This is a genomic window from Nocardiopsis oceanisediminis, from assembly GCF_048595525.1.
Classification (GTDB): domain Bacteria; phylum Actinomycetota; class Actinomycetes; order Streptosporangiales; family Streptosporangiaceae; genus Nocardiopsis_A; species Nocardiopsis_A oceanisediminis.
In genome coordinates, this window is sequence record NZ_JAFMZJ010000001.1 from 5,850,550 (window position 1) to 5,868,012 (window position 17,463).

Sequence of the window (17,463 nt, forward strand, 5' to 3'; positions counted from 1 at the left end):
TACCCTTTGCGGGACCGATTCCGCCCCGCGCCCGCCGCCGAGGAGACCACCGCACGTGCCCCGCGCCCCGTTCCGCCCGCGGCCGCTCGCCGGCCTCGCCGCGGCCCTGCTGGCCGCAGGGGTCCTCTCCCCCGCCGCCCCCGCGGCGGCCCAGGACGGACCCGCCCGCGTCGCGCGCGAGGCGGTGCCCGGCACCGAGGTGCGCCTGGCCGGCGGCGGGACCGCGGAGACCGCGCTGTACCGGCTCCGGGTGGACGACGATACCTCGCTGAGCGCCTACGGAGCGGTGCACTCCGACGAACCCGACCGCAGCACCGCCTATGTCGAGTCCGGCTGGAACGCGGTTCCGGGCGAGCACCCCGCCGGCGACCCGGCCGGACCGGTCGCCTGGATCGTCCGCAACTCCTACCCGGAGCTGGCGGTGGAGGAGCTGCGCGAGCGGAGCGGGGCCGGCGGGCTCTCCGCCGAGCAGGCCATCGCCGCCACCCAGACCGCGATCTGGCACTACACCGAGGGCGCCGAGCCGGCCTCCGCGGACAAGGGCAACGACCCGGCCGTGCTGGAGGTCTACCGGCACCTGGTGGGCGGGGCCGAGGGGGCGGACGAACCCGCCGCCGCGCCCTCGCTCTCGGTCACCCCCGAGCGCATCCAGGGCGCCGACCCGACCAGCCCGATCGGCCCGATGAAGGCGCGCACCACCGGCACCGGCCCGGTCTCGCTGCGGGTCGGCGGAGCCGAGGGCGCCCGGCTCACCGACGCCTCCGGCGCAACGGTCACCGAGGTCGGCGACGGCGAGGAGTTCTACCTGGAGGTGCCGGAGGGGGCCGGCGCCGGGGTGGCCACGGTGCACGCCTCCACCACCGCGGCCACCGTGCAGTCCGGCCGCGCGTTCGTCGGCAAGGACGGGGTGACCACGCTGCCGCTGGTCACCGCGGAGGAGGGGGTGACCTCCGGCACCGCGGCGATCAAGGCCGACTGGAACGCCCCGGCCCGCGGACCGGTGCCCGCCGCCGACCCGACCCTGGAGCCGCTCCCCTCCGCCTCCCCCGCGGAGCCGCCGCCCTCGGCCGAGCCCCCGGCGCCCTCCCCGGAGCCGAGCGCCTCCCCCGCCTCCCCCGAGCCGGAGCGCCGCGGCCCGCTGGCGCTCACCGGCACCTGGCTGGGCGCGCTGATCGGCATCGGCGCCCTGCTGGTGGTGGGCGGGGCCGCCGCCATGCTGCTGTTCCGGCGCCGCTCCCGCCGGGACTGACCCCGCCGCCCCGGCCCGGTTCCGCCCCGCGGGGCGCCGCCGGGCGGCGCCCCCGTGTCCGCGCCCGCAGGCCGGCGCGGCGGCCGGAGCAGCGCACACCCGCCGGTTCCGGGCTGCGGCACCGCCCGGGACGGTACGACCCGAATCACATCGCGGCTCCGGCGCTCCTGTGACCGGATGCGCTCCCACGCAAGAATGCCCAGGTGAAACCGGGCTGCAGAATGGGACAGGAACGGACTTCGGCTCAGAATCGCACGAATTCCGCGAACCATGTTGGAAGACCGGAATTGGGTCGCTAGTATCAGGCGGTGCGGTGCTCCGGTACCCGCCGCCGAGCCGGAACCCCTTCCGGGGCGGGCGAGGCGGCTCCGGCGAAGACGAATCGCGCCGATCTCCGTTCGCTTTTTCCGTGACGGCGCCTCCCGAAACAGCACGATGCCGCCGGACACCGCAGCGGGCTTCTCCACGGACCGCGCGAAACTCGCGCCGCGGCGGTCCGCGGTGCGCGCCCGACCGCCGTTGCCGGGCCTCCGCCCGGCGCAGCGGCGATGACCGGTTTTCCCCTGAACAACACCGGGACGCAACCTTGATCAAAACGACCTCTCTCCCCCACTCCCCCCGCCGCGGCCGCCGCGTGGCGGCCGTCGCCGCCGCGACCACCGCGGCCGCCCTGGCCTTCGGCCTCTCCGCCGCCCCGGCCCTGGCCAGCGGCGCCAAGGGCGAGTACGTGGGCAACGCCCTCAACGGCGGCAAGGTGACCGCTTCCGACGGCACCAGCATCGGCGCCAGCCTCTTCAACCTGAAGCTGGAAGACGGCACGCTGCTGCAGACCTACTGCATCGACTACGAGACCTCGATCCGGGGCGGTGCCGCCTACCAGGAGGACGCCTGGGAGAACTACCCGGGCAAGGGCGAGTTCGCCACCCCTGGCAAGGTCAACTGGATCCTGCAGAACTCCTTCCCCAAGGTCGACGCGGCCTCGCTGGCCGAGGCCTCCGGCGTCGCGGGCCTGACCGAGAAGCAGGCCGTGGCCGGCACCCAGGCCGCGATCTGGCACTTCAGCAACAACGTGGAGTTCACCGAGCAGGGCAACGAGGACAACGTCTTCGCGCTCTACAGCTACCTGGTGAAGAACGCGAAGAAGGAGGACGTCTCCGAGCCGGACGCCTCGCTCACCATCGCCCCGGAGTCCGCCGAGGGCAAGGCCGGCGAGACCATCGGCGAGTTCACCGTCACCACCAGCGCCGAGTCCGTCCCGCTGACCCTGGACGCCCCGGAGGGCGTGGAGCTGGTCGACGTGGAGACCGGCGAGCCGGTGGAGGCCGCCTCCAACGGCGACGTCTTCGGCTTCAAGGTCCCGAAGGGCACCGAGGCCGGCGAGGCCAGCGTGTCCGGCACCGTCTCGGCCACCGTCGACGTCGGCCGGCTGTTCAAGGGCGTGGAGGGCCAGCCCGCCACCCAGACCCTGATCACCGCGGACGGCAAGGACACCGAGGTCAGCGCCGGCGCGAAGGTCTCCTGGGCCGCCGGCGGCGGCGAGGAGACCCCGACCCCGGAGCCGAGCGAGCCCGAGCCGAGCCCGTCCGAGCCGGAGCCGAGCCCGTCCGAGCCGGCCCCGAGCCCGAGCACCCCGGCCGAGAAGCCGGACGACAAGCCCGCCCCGGGCAAGGACGAGGACACCGGCGGCCTGCCGGTCACCGGCGGCGCGCTTGCCGGCCTGGTCGGCGCGGCCGTGGCGGCCGTGGCCGGCGGCGGTGCGGCCATGTACCTGAGCCGCAAGCGCCGCAGCGCCTCCGACGAGAGCTGAGCGGTACGGCTCTAGGCGCAGGCCCTGCGCACTGAGACGCCCGCCCGCCGGACTGATCCGGCGGGCGGGCGTTCTCATGCGCGCGGACGCGTGAGCGGCTCCCCGAGGCGGCGAGGGCCCGCCATCCGGGCGTTCTCATGCGCGCGGACGCGTGTGCGCGGGCCCGCGACACCGCCGGCGCCCTGCGCGGGCCCGTGCGCCCGGCTCCGCGTGCGCGGGGCGCTCCCCGGGTGCCTCCCCCAGCGGCGCGGCCGGGCGCGACGCGGCCGCCGTGCCGGAGCGCGGTGCCCCCGCCTCCTCGGACCGCCGACGGGAAGAGGTCCGCCGGCGCGGAAGCACCCCGCCCTTCCCCGAGGGTTCCGGTGCTGCGGGGCGGATCCGCCCGTCAACGGCCTGGGCCGGCTCCGTCCGAAGCGGACCCCCGCCCTCCGCCGATCGGCGCGGGACGCCCTCTCCCGGGTCGGACCGTCCGTCCCGGCGATCACGGCGGCCGCCCCGAGCACCTCCGTCCGTCCAGAGACCCGGCGTCCGGACCGGACGCGGAAGCGAATCCGGCCGTCAGCGGGCCAGGCCCCGTCCCGGCGATCGCGGCGGCCGCCCGCACCGGGACCATCGCCCCGGCCGGACGCGGAAGGGGCGGTGCGGCCGCCCGGCCGCTCCGCCCCCGGGACACGCCTCGGAGCCCGCTCCTCAGACCGCGTAGGGGCTGCCGGCGAGCAGGGCGCCGCCGCTGCGGTCGCGCAGCGCCGCCTCCACGGCCGCGCCCACCCTGTAGGTCCGGTCGTCGGCCAAGGCCGGGGCCATGATCTGCAGGCCGACCGGGAGGCCGTCCTCCGGGGCCAGGCCGCAGGGGACCGAGAGCGCGGCGTTGCCGGCCAGGTTGGTCGGGATGGTGCACAGGTCGGCGAGGTACATCGCCATCGGGTCGTCGGAGCGCTCGCCGAGCGGGAACGCGGTGGTCGGCGTGGTCGGCGAGACCAGCACGTCCACGTTGGCGAAGGCCGCCTCGAAGTCCCGCTTGATCAGCGTGCGCACCTGCTGCGCCGAGCCGTAGTAGGCGTCGTAGTAGCCGCTGGACAGCGCGTAGGTGCCCAGGATGATGCGGCGCTTGACCTCCGGCCCGAAGCCCTCGGCCCGGGTGAGCGCCATGACCTCCTCGGCGCTGCGGGTGCCGTCGTCGCCGGCCCGCAGGCCGTACCGCATCGCGTCGAAGCGGGCCAGGTTGGAGGAGGCCTCGCTGGGCGCGATCAGGTAGTAGGCGGCCAGCGCGGTGTCGAAGCTCGGGCAGGAGACCTCGACCACCTTGGCGCCCAGCGACTCCAGCAGCTCCACGCTCTCCTGGAAGCGCTGCAGCACGCCCGGCTGGTAGCCCTCCCCGGCGAACTGCTTGACCACGCCGACCCGCAGGCCGGCCACGTCGGCCCGGCGGGCCGCGTCGGCCACCGGCGGCACCGGGGCGTCGATGGAGGTGGAGTCGCGCGGGTCGTGCCCGGAGAACGCCTCGTGCAGCAGCGCGGCGTCCAGCACGTTCCGGGCGAACGGCCCCGGGGTGTCCAGCGAGGACGCGAAGGCGATCAGCCCGTACCGGGACGAGGAGCCGTAGGTGGGCTTGGCGCCGACCAGGCCGCAGACCGCGGCCGGCTGGCGGATCGAGCCGCCGGTGTCGGTGCCGGTGGCCAGCGGCGCCTCGAAGGCGGCCACCGCGGCCGAGGAGCCGCCCGAGGAGCCGCCCGGGATCCGGTCGGTGTCCCACGGGTTGCGGGTCACGCCGTAGGCGGAGTTCTCCGTGGAGGAGCCCATGGCGAACTCGTCCATGTTGGTCTTGCCGAGGATGACCAGGCCGGCCTTGCGCAGCCGGGCGGTGACCGTCGCGTCGTAGGGCGGCAGCCACCCCTCCAGCATCTTGGAGGCCGCGGTGGTGGGCATGTCCTCGGTGGTGAAGACGTCCTTGTGCGCGATCGGCACGCCGGCCAGCGGGCCCGGCTCCTCCCCCGCGGCGCGGCGCTCGTCGACGGCCCGCGCCTGGGCCAGCGCGGCCTCCCGGTCCACGTGCAGGAAGGCGTTGATGTCGCCGTCGACCTCGCCGATGCGGTCCAGGTAGGCCGTCGCCGCGTCGACCGCGCAGGTCTCGCCGCGCGCGATGGCGGCGCCCAGCTCGGCGGCGGAGAGCCGGATCAGGTCGCTGCTCATCACTCCTCCTCCCCGAGGATCTGCGGGACGCGGAACCGCTGGTCCTCCACCGCGGGCGCGCCGGCCAGGGCCTGCTCGGGGGTGAGGCCGGGCCGGACCTCGTCGGGGCGGTACACGTTGGTCAGCGGCAGGGCGTGCGAGCTCGGCGGGATGTCGCCTTCGGCGGCCTCCTGCACCTTCGCCACAGCGGAGATGATCTCATCGAGCTGGGCGGCGAGGTGGTCGAGCTCGTCCTCGTTCAACGCCAGCCGCGACAACCGGGCGAGGTGCGCGACCTCATCGCGGGTGATGGCGGACATGAATTGCTTACCGTTCTCTGATGTCGTTCAGGACGACTCAATCCTATGGCCGCCGGGCACCCCTCGGTCGTCCTTCCGCACGGCCCCGCGGATCCACTCCTCGGCCTCGGCCGCCGCCAGCGGGGGCGCGAAGTGGCGGCCCTGCGCCGCGCGGCACCCCAGGGCGCGCACCTCCTCGGCCGCCCCGGCGCTCTCCACCCCCTCGGCGACGGCGCGCATCCCCAGCGAGCCGACCAGGGTGATCGCCGAGGCGACGATGGTCCGCCCGTCGGCGTCCTCCTCGACCCGGCGGACGAACGAGCCGTCGATCTTGATCTCCTCCAGCGGCAGCCCGTTCAGCCGGGCCAGGGTGTAGTAGCCGGTGCCGAAGTCGTCCAGGGAGAGCGGAACGCCCAGCTCGGCCAGGGCCAGCACGCTGGGGGCGACCGCGTCGGCCTCGGCCACCATGGTCCGCTCGCTGATCTCCAGGCGGAGCCCCTCCGGGGGGACGCCGTGCCGGCGCAGCGCCGCGGCCACCACGTCGGGCAGGGTGGGGTCGAGCAGCTCGCGGGCGGAGAGGTTGACCGCGACCGGGAACCGCCAGCCCTCCCGGCGCCACCGGGCGACCTGGGCCAGGGTCAGCTCCAGCACCTCGTGGGTGAAGCCGCGGATCAGGTAGGACTGCTCCATCATCGGCACGAACTCGTGCGGCTCCAGCAGGCCGCGGGTGGGGTGCCGCCAGCGCACCAGGGCCTCCATGCCGACCGCCCGGCCGCTCTCCAGGTCGACCGTGGGCTGGTAGTACATCTCCAGCTCCTTCTCGACCAGGGCGCGGCGGAGCTCGCCGAAGAGGCTGAGCCGGTCGGTGGAGTTGCGGTCCTTGTGCGGGGCGTAGGACTCCACCCCGGTGCGCTGCTCCTTGGCGACGTACATCGCCACGTCGGCGCGCTGCATGAGCAGCTCGAAGTCGGGGGCGTGGTCCGGGTAGAGCGCGATGCCGACGCTGGCCTCCAGGTCGAAGTCCATCCCGTCGATCCGGGTGGGCTCGGCCAGCGCCACCCGGAGCCGGGCGGCCACCTCGCGCGCGGAGGCGGCGTCGCGCACCTGCGGCAGCAGCACCGCGAACTCGTCCCCGCCGAGCCGGGCGACCAGGTCCCCCGGGCGCACGCTGCGGGTCAGCCGGACCGCCACGATCTGCAGCAGCCGGTCCCCGGTGGGGTGGCCCAGGGTGTCGTTGACCTCCTTGAACCGGTCCAGGTCGAGCAGGAGCAGGCCGACCCGCAGGTCGCGCTGGCGGGCCTCGGTCAGCGCCTCCTGGGTGCGCAGGATGAGCAGCTTCCGGTTGGCCAGGCCGGTGAGCTCGTCGTGGTTGGCCTGGTGCTCGCGCTTCACCGAGAGGGTGGCGCTGCTGTACAGCGCGGCCAGCGGCAGGGCGAACAGCGGCACCAGCCAGATCGAGTGCGTCATCGCCACCACGACCAGCGGCGCCAGGGAGAGCAGCACCCCGTTGACGAAGAGCCGCTGGCCGATGTCCTTGCCGAGCACCGTGTGCAGCGGCGCCCGCTCGTGCATGGCCACCGCGCACTCCACCAGGACCAGGTTGGTCACGAAGTAGGCGGCGCCGGCCAGGCCGACCAGGACCAGCTCCGCGCCCTGCGGCACCCACGGGTAGACCGACGCCCCGGGGTGGAAGAGCCGCATCGCCGCGTCGGCCACGCCGAGGCTGAGCACGTACTGGGCGGCGTTGAAGGCGGTCCGGTGCGGGGCGTGCCGGCGGGCCACCCCCGCGACCACGGTGGCCAGCGCCTGGACCAGCCCGGCGGCGGGCAGGCCGAGGTGGATGAGGAGGGCGAAGGAGAACGGGAGCGAGGTGGGCGCGCCCTCGTCGCCCGCGGATCCGGGCGTGGCGATGGGGCGCAGCTCGCCGAGGACGACCATGCACAGGATCAGCCAGACCAGCGGCCGGTCGGCCAGCACGAGCAGGTCCCCCGGCCCCAGCCAGACGAGCGAGCCGGCGAGCAGCGCCGCCCCGGCCGCCGTGGTGCCGGCCAGGTAGAGCCAGAGCGGTGTCCCTACCCGGGGGCCGACGTCCCGGGTGTTGTTGGGATCCTTCATATCGTCCTCGGGATGGTCGGCGGAGCTCCGGTCCCGCCCGGGGGAGTGCGGTCCGGGAGCTCCTGGCGGAGTCTCGTCCTCAAGCCTTCCGGCCACCCCCTGCAACGGATCCGGTTCGCTTCCGCGCGGTGCGCAGGCCGTGCGCACCCGTCGGTGTACGGGCACAGCTTACGACGCTTCATCACCAGGTGTCGCCATACAGGGACTTTAGGTAAGCCTTGCGGGGGTTGACAGAAACACCCGGTTTCCGTATCGGGCACCGCGCCCGCCTCGCCGACATGCGGTGCGGCCGGGGGCGGGAGACCGCTCCCGCCCCCGGCCGCCGCTCACTCCTCGGCCGTCCGGGCCAGTTTCGCGGCCTCATCCGGCCCGCCGTCCAGCAGCACCCGGAACCCCTCCTCGTCCAGCACCGGGACGCCGAGTTTGACCGCTTTGTCGTACTTGCTCCCCGGGCTCTCCCCGGCGACCAGGAAGTGCGTCTTCTTCGAGACCGAGCCGCTGGCCCGGCCGCCGCGCTCGGCGACCGCCTCCTTGGCGCCGTCCCGGGTGAAGCCCTCCAGCGACCCGGTGACCACCACCGTCACCCCGTCCAGCGGCCGGGGGCCGCTGTCCGCGCCCTCGTCGGCCATCCGCACCCCGGCCGCCCGCCACTTGCGGACGATCTCCCGGTGCCAGTCGACCGAGAACCACTCCCGGATGGAGGAGGCGATCGTCGGGCCGATGCCCTCCACCGAGGCCAGCTCCTCCTCCGAGGCGGCCTCGATCGCGTCCAGCGAGCGGAAGTGCCGGGCCAGGTCCTCGGCGGCGCGCGGCCCCACGTGCCGGATGGAGAGCGCCACCAGGATCCGCCAGAGCGGCCGCTGCTTGACCGCCTCCAGCTCCTGGAAGAGCCGCTCCACGTTCTTCTTCGGCTCGCCGTCGGCGTTGGCGAAGAAGGTGACGACCTTGCGCTCGCCGGTCTTCGGGTCGGTCTTCGGCTCGGTGGTGTCCGGGTCGAGCACCAGGGTCCGGATCGGCAGCAGCTCGTCGACGGTCAGGTCGAACAGGTCGCCCTCGTCGCGCAGCGGCGGCTCCTCCGGCTCCAGCGGCTGCGTGAGCGCGGTCGCCGCCACGTAGCCGAGCGTCTCGATGTCCAGCGCCTTCCGCCCGGCCAGGTGGGACAGGCGCTCGCGGAGCTGGCCGGGGCAGGAGCGGGCGTTGGGGCAGCGCAGGTCGACGTCGCCCTCCTTCTGCTGCCCCAGCGGGGTACCGCACTCCGGGCAGGTCTCCGGCATCCGGAACGGCCGCTCCGAGCCGTCCCGGCGCTCGACGACCGGGCCGAGGATCTCCGGGATGACGTCGCCCGCCTTGCGCAGCACCACGGTGTCGCCGATCAGCACGCCCTTCCGCTCGACCTCCTGGGCGTTGTGCAGGGTGGCGAACTCCACCTCGGAGCCGGCGACGTGCACCGGCTCCATCACGCCGTAGGGGGTGACCCGGCCGGTGCGGCCCACGTTGACCCGGATGTCGACCAGCCTGGTGGTGACCTCCTCGGGCGGGTACTTGTAGGCGATCGCCCAGCGCGGCGCGCGGCTGGTGGAGCCGAGCCGGCGCTGCAGCGCGACGTCGTCCACCTTGACCACGACGCCGTCGATCTCGTAGTCGGGCTCGTGCCGGTGCTCGCCGTAGTGGTCGACGTAGGCGCGCACCTCGGCCAGCGAGCCGACCACCCGGTACCGGTCGCTGACCGGCAGCCCCCAGTCCCGGAGCAGGTCGTAGACGTGCGACTGGTGGGTGAACTCGACCCCCCGGTGCGCGCCCACGCCGTGCGCGATCATGGTCAGCGGCCGGGTGGCGGTGATCCGCGGGTCCTTCTGCCGCAGCGACCCGGCGGCGCCGTTGCGCGGGTTGGCGAACGGCTGCTTCCCCTCGTCGGCGAGGCGCCGGTTGAGCTTCTCGAAGCCCTCCACCGGCAGGAACACCTCGCCGCGGACCTCCAGCAGCTCCGGGGCGGGCCGGACGCCCTCGTCCAGCCGCTCCGGCACCGCGGCGATGGTGCGCACGTTGAGCGTGATGTCCTCGCCGACCCGGCCGTCGCCGCGGGTGGCGGCGCGGGCCAGCCGCCCGTTCTCGTAGACCAGGTCGACGGCGAGCCCGTCGATCTTGAGCTCGCACAGGTAGGCCTCGACCGGGACCTCCGCCGAGACCCGGTCGGCCCAGGCGGACAGCTCCTCGGCGTCGAAGGCGTTGCCCAGGCTCTCCATCCGCACCAGGTGCTCCACCGGTGCGAACTCGTTGCTGATCGGCGCGCCCACCTTCTGCGTGGGCGAGTCCTGGGTGACCAGCTGGGGGTGGCGGTCCTCGAGACCGCGCAGCTCCTCCATCAGCGCGTCGTACTCCGCGTCGGAGACGACGGGCGTCTTCATGTAGTACCGGTAGCTGTGGTCGTCGAGCTCCTGCGACAGTTCGGCATGGCGCTCGCGCGCCTCGGCGGGGACGGGATCGACGCTGGCCGACTCTTCCGTGCTCACCCGGGACGTCCTTTCCTCCATGCTGTGCTCCTCCGCTCCGGGCTCACCCGCGGGGGTCGTCGCGCAGCACCCGGGCCGCTTCGCGGCAGGCGTCCAGGGCGGCGCGGGCGCCCTCCGGCGAGGCGCCGGCCAGGCCGCAGACGGGGGTGACGACGACGGTCCCGGCCAGTGATTCAGGGGCGAATCCGATGCGGTTCCACAGCTCACGTACAGGATCGACGGTACCGACCGGGTCGGACACTCCGGCCCGGGCACGCGCCGCGACGCCGAGAAAAAGCCCGGCCCCCGCCTCCACCGCCTCGCCCACGGCCTCGTCGGAGCCGGAGGTGAGCCGGGCGGCGTCCAGGCCCAAGGCGCGCGCCCCGGAGCGGCGCAGCAGCCCGATCGGGGCGTCCTCGGCGCAGCAGTGCGCGGCCGGCAGCGCGCCCGCCTCCTCGACCGCGGCGAACACCTCGCCCAGCCGCTCCCGGGCGAGGGCCGGGTCCGGGGCCGCGATCCGCCGGTAGCCGCTGGCGGTGGGCACCCGGCCGGCCAGCACCGCGGGCAGCGACGGCTCGTCGATCTGCACGATCAGCTCCGCGCCGGGCAGCCGCGCCGCCACGTCGGCGATGTGCGCCCGCACCCCCTCGGCCAGCGAGGCGGCCAGGTCGGCCACGGCGCCCCGGTCGCCGAGCATCCGCTCCCCCGAGCGCAGCTCGACCGAGGCCGCCAGGGTCCACGGGCCGGCCGCCTGGACCTTGAACGGCCCGGTGTAGGCGGCCCCGTGCCGCTCCACCGCCTCCAGGTCGTAGGAGAGGAAGCTGCCGGCCCGGGCCAGGTCCCGTCCGGGCCCGCGGGCCACCCGCCAGCCGGTCGGCTGCACCTCGACCGGAATGTCCACCAGCAGCGAGGCGGTCCGGCCGATGATGTCCGCCCCGGCCCCGCGCGCGGGCAGCTCCGGAAGGTGCGGCAGCTGCGTGAGCTCGCCGAACACCGTCCGCGCCGCCTCGTCGGGGTCCTCCCACGGATACGACCCCACACCGGTCCAACTCGCCACTGCCCAGGGAAAACGCCGATCATCCACGAGCGACAAGACTAGGGCACCCGCACCGCCGCCACGAAGGACGGGACGGCCGCGCGGGGAGCGGGCGGGAGCCCGGGAGGGGCCCGGTCAGCCGGCGACCGGCTCGGAGGGTTCGGCGTCCTCCCGCCGGGCGGCGCGGGCGCGGCGCCGGCGGAGCAGGGCGGCGGCGGTGGCCGCCCCGGCCGCGAGCAGCAGCACCAGGGCCACGGCCAGCACCGGGGAGTGCAGGAAGACGTTCCACCACACCGCGAGCACGGCGAGGCCGCCGAGGCTGTAGATGGCCGCCCAGATCGCGCAGCCGGGGATCATCGCGGCCAGGTAGCGCGGGAAGGACATCCGCATCGCGCCGGCCACGAGGTGGATCGCGGTCTGCACGCCGACCGTGACGTAGGCGACGGTGACCACCGGCGGTCCGAACCGGTTGATCAGCCGCTCGGCCCGCTCCAGCCGGGAGCCGAGGCGGGCGCCCCAGCGCGAGCGGTGCAGCCCGGCGCCGAGCCCGCGGCCGATCCAGTAGGTGGCCTGCGTCCGGGCGAAGACGATGCCGAACAGCGCGGAGTACACGATCCAGAAGGGCTGTCCCTCCAGGAACTGGTATTCCATCGGCCCTCCATGCGTTCCGGGCCGCCCGAGCGGCGCCACCCGGAGACCATGTTAAGCCTAACCTAAGTTCACCCGGCCCGGGGGGCCGCCGCCGGCTCCGCGGAGCCCGCCGGCTCGGCCGCGCGGGTGCCGGAGATCGTCGCCGAGCCCAGCACCGCGTCGCCGTCGTAGAAGACCGCGGTCTGCCCGGGGGCCACCCCGGTGGCCGGGGAGTCCAGGGAGATCTCCACCCCCTCGCCGGTCGCCCGCACCGTGCAGCCGTGCACCTCGCCGTGGGCGCGCAGCTGCACCCGGCAGGCGAGCGGGGCGCCGCCGGGGGCCGGCGCCTCGCGCCCGCTCCACACCGGCCGGACGGCGCTGATCCCGCCCACCCGCAGCGCCTCGCGCGGGCCCACCGTCACCGTGTTCTCCACCGGCTCGATGGAGAGCACGTAGCGGCGGTCCGGGGCCCCGCCGAGGTTGAGGCCCTTGCGCTGGCCGATGGTGTAGGCGTGCGCCCCGTCGTGGGTGCCCAGCACCTCGCCGGACTCGTCCTTGATCGGGCCCGGCCGGCTGCCCAGCCGCCGGTTGAGGAAGCCCGCGGTGTCGCCGTCGGCGATGAAGCAGATGTCGTGGCTGTCCGGCTTGTCGGCGACGGCCAGCCCGCGCCGCGCCGCCTCCTCCCGGACCTCCTCCTTGGTGCAGTCCCCCAGCGGGAACATGGCGTGCCCGATCTGCTCGCGGGTCAGCACGCCCAGCACGTAGGACTGGTCCTTGGCCTCGTCCACGCTGCGCACCAGGCGCCCGTCGACCAGCCGGACGTGGTGGCCGGTGCAGACCGCGTCGAAGCCGAGCGCGACCGCCCGGTCCAGCACCGCCTCGAACTTGATCTTCTCGTTGCAGCGCAGGCACGGGTTGGGCGTGCTGCCCGCGGCGTAGGAGGCGACGAAGTCCTGGACCACCTCGCGGTCGAACTCCTCCGCCATGTCCCACACGTAGAACGGGATGCCGATCACGTCGGCCGCCCGGCGGGCGTCCCGGGAGTCCTCCACGGTGCAGCACCCCCGGGCCCCGGTCCGGTAGGACTGCGGGTTCTTGGAGAGGGCCAGGTGCACCCCGGTGACGTCATGGCCGGCCTCGGCCGCCCGGGCGGCGGCCACCGCTGAGTCGACGCCGCCCGACATGGCGGCCAGTACGCGCAAAGTCATAACGTCTCCAGGGTATGCGCTGCACCGGGCCGCCCCTTCCGCTCCGGCCGCTCCCCCGGACCGGCGTCCTTTCCCCCCTCCGGGTTCTGCGAAAATCAGAGCATGCCTCTGTTCCGCCGCCGCCGTTCCGCGGCGTCCGAATCCGCCGCCGGCATCGACGCCTTCTGGGCGCACTGGCCCGAGCTGCGCGGCGCCCTGGCGGAGTCGGTCGACGCCGGCTCCCCGCTCTCCGAGGAGGCCGCCGAGCGGCTCACCGGGCTGGTGCGGCGCATCCACCCGGCCCTCGACTGGGAGGTCTCCTCCGCCCCGCCCTCCGGCGGCAACCCGCTGGAGGACCTGCAGTCCTCGCTCGACGCCGACCCGAGCGAGCTGATGGCGCGCCTGGCCGAGCTGGACGACCCCGGGGCGCTGCTCGGCGGGGACGAGCCCTCCTACGCCCTGACGCTCCGCTCCGGGCCGGACGACGAGGCGCGGATCGCCGCCGAGCGGTGGTCCCGCGCCGCCCCCGGGGAGCCGGGCTGGGTGTTCCGCCCGTCGCTGCCCGCCGACCACGGCGCGCTCTCCCGCCCGCTGGACTGGAACGGCCACGAGCTGGACCTGTCGCACACCAGCGTGGAGCTGCGGGCCGATCCGCGGCGCGGCACCCTCACCGCCGGCGTCTACCACCCCGACTTCATGTTCCTCCCCGAGGAGGACCAGGCCGGTGTGGCCGAGCACGTGGTGATGCTGGCGCTGGGCGAGGACGACTACGTGCGGGCGATCGGCGCGGTGCGCGCGCTGGTGGAGAAGCCGCTGGACCCGCTCCCGCCGACGTCCATCCCCTCGGTCGCCCACCAGCTGGGCCACGGCTCCGGGGGCGCCCTGGTGAGCGCCGAGGCCCGGCACCCGGTGCTCGGCCCGCTGGAGGTGCTCCTCCGCCACCCGGTGCAGCGCCGCGACTTCCCGGTCTTCACCCTGCTGCTGCAGGTGGTGCTCCCCTACCGCGAGGCCGACGCGGAGAAGCAGCCCGGCGGGGCCAGCGCGGCGGCGCTGGAGGCGATGGACTCGCGGCTGGAGGAGGTGCTCGGCTCCGACGGCGCGCTCTTCCTCCAGCAGACCGGGGGCGGCCGCCGGGAGATGCTCTTCTACCTGGACCCCGAGTCCCAGGTGCTGCCCTCGGTGGAGGAGGCCGTCGCCTCCTGGGGCGAGGGCCGGCCGGGGATGAAGACCCAGCTGGACCCGGACTGGTCGGTCTTCAACCGGATCACCGGCAAGTTCCGCGGGCTCTCCTCCTAGGCCTCCGGCGGGAGGCGGGGCCGCGGGCTCCGCGGAACGGCGCGGCGGCGGTCGCCCGGAGCGCTCCGGGCGACCGCCGCCGCGCCGGGAGCACCCCTGGGGCGCGGAGGCGGGGGGGGAGGGTCAGCGGCGGCGGCTGCGGGCGGCGCGGGCCCGCTCCACGGCCGGGCCGACCGCCTCGGCCAGGGCGTCCACGTCGGCCGGGGTGGAGCCGCGGCCCAGGCTGAACCGGAGCGAGCTCAGCGCGGTCTCGGCGCCGGCGCCCATCGCGAGCAGCACGTGCGAGGGCTGCGCGACCCCCGCCGAGCAGGCCGACCCGGTCGAGCAGGCGATCCCCTGGGCGTCCAGGAGCATCAGCAGGGCGTCGCCCTCGCAGCCGGGGAAGGACATGTGCGCGATCCCCGGCAGCCGGTCCTCCGGGTGGCCGTTGAGCACCGCGTCCGGCACCGCCTTGTGCACCGCGCGGACCAGCTCGTCGCGGAGCGAGGAGAGCTCGGCGGCGTGCTCCTCGCGCTCCTCGGCGGCCAGCCGGACCGCGGTGGCGAAGCCGCGGAGCAGCGGCGTCATCAGGGTGCCGGAGCGGACCTCCCGCTCCTGCCCGCCGCCGTGCAGCACCGGGACCGGGTCGGTGCCGCGCGCCAGCACCAGCGCGCCGGCGCCCATCGGCCCGCCCAGCTTGTGCCCGGACAGGGTGAGCGCGGAGAGCCCCTCCACCGCGAAGTCCGCGGGGACCGCGCCGACGGCCTGCACCGCGTCGGTGTGCATCGGGACGCCGTACTCGGCGGCCACCGCGGCCAGCTCGCGCACCGGCTGCACCGTGCCCACCTCGTTGTTGGCCCACATCACCGAGACCAGCGCGACGTCGTCGGGGTCGCGCTCGATCGCCTCGCGCAGCGCCTCGGGGTGCACGGTCCCGTACCCGTCGACCGGCAGCTCCTCGCAGCGGGCGCCCTGGCGGTCGGCCATCCACCGGGCCGGGTCGAGCACCGCGTGGTGCTCCACCGCCCCCACCAGGATCCGCCGCCGGCGCGGGTCGGCCCGGTTACGCGCCCAGTACAGGCCCTTGACCGCGAGGTTGTCGGCCTCGGTCCCGCCGCCGGTGAACACCACCTCGTGCGGGGTCGCTCCGAGCGCCCAGGCGATGTCCTCGCGGGCCTCCTCCACCACCCTGCGGGCGGCCCGCCCCGCCCCGTGCAGCGACGAGGGGTTGCCGAGCCGCCCGTACTCCTCGGTCATCTCCGCGACGGCCTCGGGGCGGACGGCGGTCGTGGCTGCGTGATCCAGATACACCATGGCCTTCCAAGGATACGGCGGCGGCCCCGGGCACGAGGTGCCCGGGGCCGCCGCCGGCCTTCCGCGGAGCCGCGCCTACTTGCGCTTCTCGATCTCCTCGGTGAGCTGCGGGGCGACGGTGTGCAGGTCGCCCACGACGCCGTAGTCGGCGAGCTCGAAGATCGGCGCCTCGGGGTCCTTGTTGACCGCGACGATGTTCTTCGAGGTCTGCATGCCGGCCCGGTGCTGGATCGCGCCGGAGATGCCCAGCGCGATGTACAGGTTGGGGCTGACCGTCTTACCGGTCTGGCCGACCTGGAACTGGTTGGGGTACCAGCCCGAGTCGACCGCGGCGCGGGACGCGCCGACGGCGGCGCCCAGCGAGTCGGCCAGCTTCTCCACCACGGAGAAGTCGTCGGAGCCGACGCCCCGGCCGCCGGAGACCACGATCGCGGCCTCGGTCAGCTCCGGGCGGGCGCCCTGCTCCTGGGCGACGCGCTCCACGACCTTGGCGCCCTTGGCCGCGTCGGAGACCTCCACCGAGACCTCCTCGACCGCGGCGGCGCCGGAGGCCGGCTCGGCCGGGACCGAGTTGGGGCGGATCGCGACGACCGGCGTGCCGGAGGCGACCTTGGCGTGGGTGACCAGGGCGCCGCCGAAGACGCTGTGCTCGGCGACCAGCTCGGCGGTGACGTCCACGACGTCGGTGAGCACGCCGGAGCCCAGCTTCACCGCGGTGCGCCCGGCGATCTCCTTGTTCTCGGCGGTGGCCGAGACCAGGATCGCGGCGGCGGACTTCTCCCCGGCCAGCTTGGCGAGCAGCTCGGCCTTGGGCGCGACGACGTAGTCGTTCAGCTCGGCCGGAGCGACGTAGACCTTCTCCGCACCGAACTCGGCCAGCTTGGCCTTGCCCGAGTCGGCACCCTCACCGACCCACACGGCCGCCGGCTCGCCGATCCGGCGGGCCGCGGTGAGCAGCTCGGTGGTGACCTTCTTGACCTCACCGTCGACGTGGTCGACGAGGACGAGGACCTCAGCCATGTCTTGAATCCCTCTTTCGTCTCGCCGGACCTATACGAACTTCTTGTCGGCGAGGAACGCGGCGATCTTCGCCCCGCCGTCGCCCTCGTCCTTGACGACGGTGCCGGCGGCGCGCGGCGGCGCCGGGGCGGCGTCGACCGTCTGGGTGGTCGCGGCGGCCAGGCCCACCTTGGCGGTGTCGATGCCGGCGTCGGCGGCGCCCAGCTTCTGCACCGGCTTCTTCTTGGCCTGCATGATCAGCTTGAACGACGGGTAGCGCGGCTCGTTGATCTTCTCGACCACGCTGACCACCGCCGGCAGCTGCGCCTCGACCACGTCGTAGCCGTAGTCGGTCTGGCGCTGGATCTTGATGGCGGAGCCGTCCACGTCGACCTTGCCGGCCAGGGTGAGCTGCGGCAGGCCGAGGTACTCGGCGAGCGCCGCGCCGACCACGCCGGTGCGCGCGTCGGTGGACTCCGAGCCGAGCACGACCAGGTCGAACTCGATGGTGCCCAGGGCCTTGGACAGCGCGTAGGCGGTCTGCAGGGCGTCGGAGCCCTTCAGCGCCTCGTCGTTGACGTGCACCGCCTTGTCGGCGCCCATGGAGAGCGCCTTGCGGATGGAGTCGGTGGCCTGGTCCGGACCCATGCTCAGGACCGTGACCTCGCCGCCGTGCTTCTCCTTGAGGAGGAGGGCCTCCTCGATGGCGTACTCGTCCAGCTCGTTGATGACGCCGTCCGACGCCGCGCGGTCCAGCGTGTGGTCATCCGCGAGTTTCCGCTCGGTCGCCGTGTCCGGGACCTGCTTGACCAAAACGACAATATTCATGGCCGGTGGCCGACCTCCCTGCACTCCCTTGCGTCGCCCGCTCGGACGGCGCGGACGCCGGTGCGT

At 74.7% G+C, this 17,463-nt stretch carries 13 protein-coding genes; 3 read left to right on the plus strand and 10 right to left on the minus strand.

Going from position 1 to position 17,463, the window contains the following annotated elements; all coding sequences use genetic code 11:
* Window positions 1–55: 55 nt before the first annotated feature.
* Window positions 56–1,249, plus strand: coding sequence for a thioester domain-containing protein (locus J0910_RS25535; RefSeq protein ID WP_420161081.1), 1,194 nt, complete (start codon window positions 56–58; stop codon window positions 1,247–1,249).
* A gap of 634 nt (window positions 1,250–1,883) precedes the next feature.
* Window positions 1,884–3,056 (plus strand): thioester domain-containing protein, encoded by a 1,173-nt coding sequence (locus tag J0910_RS25540; protein ID WP_420161082.1) that lies wholly within the window; start codon window positions 1,884–1,886, stop codon window positions 3,054–3,056.
* 690 nt (window positions 3,057–3,746) lie between these two features.
* Here J0910_RS25540 and gatA read toward each other — a convergent pair.
* From gatA to mnmA, 7 genes are all read right to left on the minus strand, one after another.
* Complete coding sequence (gene gatA / locus J0910_RS25545; RefSeq protein ID WP_420161083.1) at window positions 3,747–5,246, minus strand: Asp-tRNA(Asn)/Glu-tRNA(Gln) amidotransferase subunit GatA; 1,500 nt, start codon at window positions 5,244–5,246, stop codon at window positions 3,747–3,749.
* A complete protein-coding gene (gatC, locus tag J0910_RS25550) occupies window positions 5,246–5,545 on the minus strand; it encodes an Asp-tRNA(Asn)/Glu-tRNA(Gln) amidotransferase subunit GatC (RefSeq protein ID WP_420161084.1) in 300 nt (99 codons plus the stop codon). The genes gatA and gatC overlap by 1 nt, the downstream gene beginning before the upstream one ends.
* Before the next feature lie 27 nt (window positions 5,546–5,572).
* Window positions 5,573–7,639, minus strand: a complete 2,067-nt coding sequence (locus J0910_RS25555; RefSeq protein WP_420161085.1) for a putative bifunctional diguanylate cyclase/phosphodiesterase — start codon at window positions 7,637–7,639, stop codon at window positions 5,573–5,575.
* Window positions 7,640–7,965: 326 nt separating this feature from the next.
* On the minus strand, window positions 7,966–10,170 hold the full coding sequence (ligA, locus tag J0910_RS25560) for an NAD-dependent DNA ligase LigA (RefSeq protein WP_420161086.1): 2,205 nt from the start codon (window positions 10,168–10,170) through the stop codon (window positions 7,966–7,968).
* 22 nt (window positions 10,171–10,192) lie between these two features.
* Entirely contained in the window at window positions 10,193–11,185 is a 993-nt protein-coding gene (locus tag J0910_RS25565; RefSeq protein ID WP_420161087.1) for a methionine synthase, read from the minus strand.
* A 114-nt stretch (window positions 11,186–11,299) separates the two neighbouring features.
* A complete protein-coding gene (locus J0910_RS25570; RefSeq protein WP_420161088.1) occupies window positions 11,300–11,815 on the minus strand; it encodes a DedA family protein in 516 nt (171 codons plus the stop codon).
* Window positions 11,816–11,883: 68 nt separating this feature from the next.
* Window positions 11,884–13,002, minus strand: a complete 1,119-nt coding sequence (gene mnmA, locus J0910_RS25575; protein ID WP_420161089.1) for a tRNA 2-thiouridine(34) synthase MnmA — start codon at window positions 13,000–13,002, stop codon at window positions 11,884–11,886.
* Window positions 13,003–13,104: 102 nt separating this feature from the next.
* On the opposite strand from mnmA, the gene J0910_RS25580 reads away from it, so the two are divergent.
* Window positions 13,105–14,277, plus strand: coding sequence for a DUF695 domain-containing protein (locus J0910_RS25580; protein ID WP_420161090.1), 1,173 nt, complete (start codon window positions 13,105–13,107; stop codon window positions 14,275–14,277).
* 123 nt (window positions 14,278–14,400) lie between these two features.
* Here J0910_RS25580 and J0910_RS25585 read toward each other — a convergent pair whose 3' ends face one another.
* From J0910_RS25585 to J0910_RS25595, 3 genes are all read right to left on the minus strand, one after another.
* Complete coding sequence (locus J0910_RS25585; RefSeq protein WP_420161091.1) at window positions 14,401–15,570, minus strand: cysteine desulfurase family protein; 1,170 nt, start codon at window positions 15,568–15,570, stop codon at window positions 14,401–14,403.
* Between the two features lie 75 nt (window positions 15,571–15,645).
* On the minus strand, window positions 15,646–16,590 hold the full coding sequence (locus tag J0910_RS25590) for an electron transfer flavoprotein subunit alpha/FixB family protein (protein WP_420161092.1): 945 nt from the start codon (window positions 16,588–16,590) through the stop codon (window positions 15,646–15,648).
* Between the two features lie 30 nt (window positions 16,591–16,620).
* A complete protein-coding gene (locus J0910_RS25595) occupies window positions 16,621–17,397 on the minus strand; it encodes an electron transfer flavoprotein subunit beta/FixA family protein (protein WP_420161093.1) in 777 nt (258 codons plus the stop codon).
* Window positions 17,398–17,463: the final 66 nt, after the last annotated feature.

Bases quoted from the DNA above. Each gene is read 5' to 3' on its own strand.
- J0910_RS25580 (WP_420161090.1), top strand. From the start codon at position 13,105: ATGCCTCTGTTCCGCCGCCGCCGTTCCGCGGCGTCCGAATCCGCCGCC.
- J0910_RS25595 (WP_420161093.1), bottom strand. From the start codon at position 17,397: ATGAATATTGTCGTTTTGGTCAAGCAGGTCCCGGACACGGCGACCGAG.
- J0910_RS25555 (WP_420161085.1), bottom strand. From the start codon at position 7,639: ATGAAGGATCCCAACAACACCCGGGACGTCGGCCCCCGGGTAGGGACA.
- J0910_RS25585 (WP_420161091.1), bottom strand. From the start codon at position 15,570: ATGGTGTATCTGGATCACGCAGCCACGACCGCCGTCCGCCCCGAGGCC.
- gatC (WP_420161084.1), bottom strand. From the start codon at position 5,545: ATGTCCGCCATCACCCGCGATGAGGTCGCGCACCTCGCCCGGTTGTCG.
- J0910_RS25590 (WP_420161092.1), bottom strand. From the start codon at position 16,590: ATGGCTGAGGTCCTCGTCCTCGTCGACCACGTCGACGGTGAGGTCAAG.
- J0910_RS25570 (WP_420161088.1), bottom strand. From the start codon at position 11,815: ATGGAATACCAGTTCCTGGAGGGACAGCCCTTCTGGATCGTGTACTCC.
- mnmA (WP_420161089.1), bottom strand. From the start codon at position 13,002: ATGACTTTGCGCGTACTGGCCGCCATGTCGGGCGGCGTCGACTCAGCG.
- ligA (WP_420161086.1), bottom strand. From the start codon at position 10,170: ATGGAGGAAAGGACGTCCCGGGTGAGCACGGAAGAGTCGGCCAGCGTC.
- gatA (WP_420161083.1), bottom strand. From the start codon at position 5,246: ATGAGCAGCGACCTGATCCGGCTCTCCGCCGCCGAGCTGGGCGCCGCC.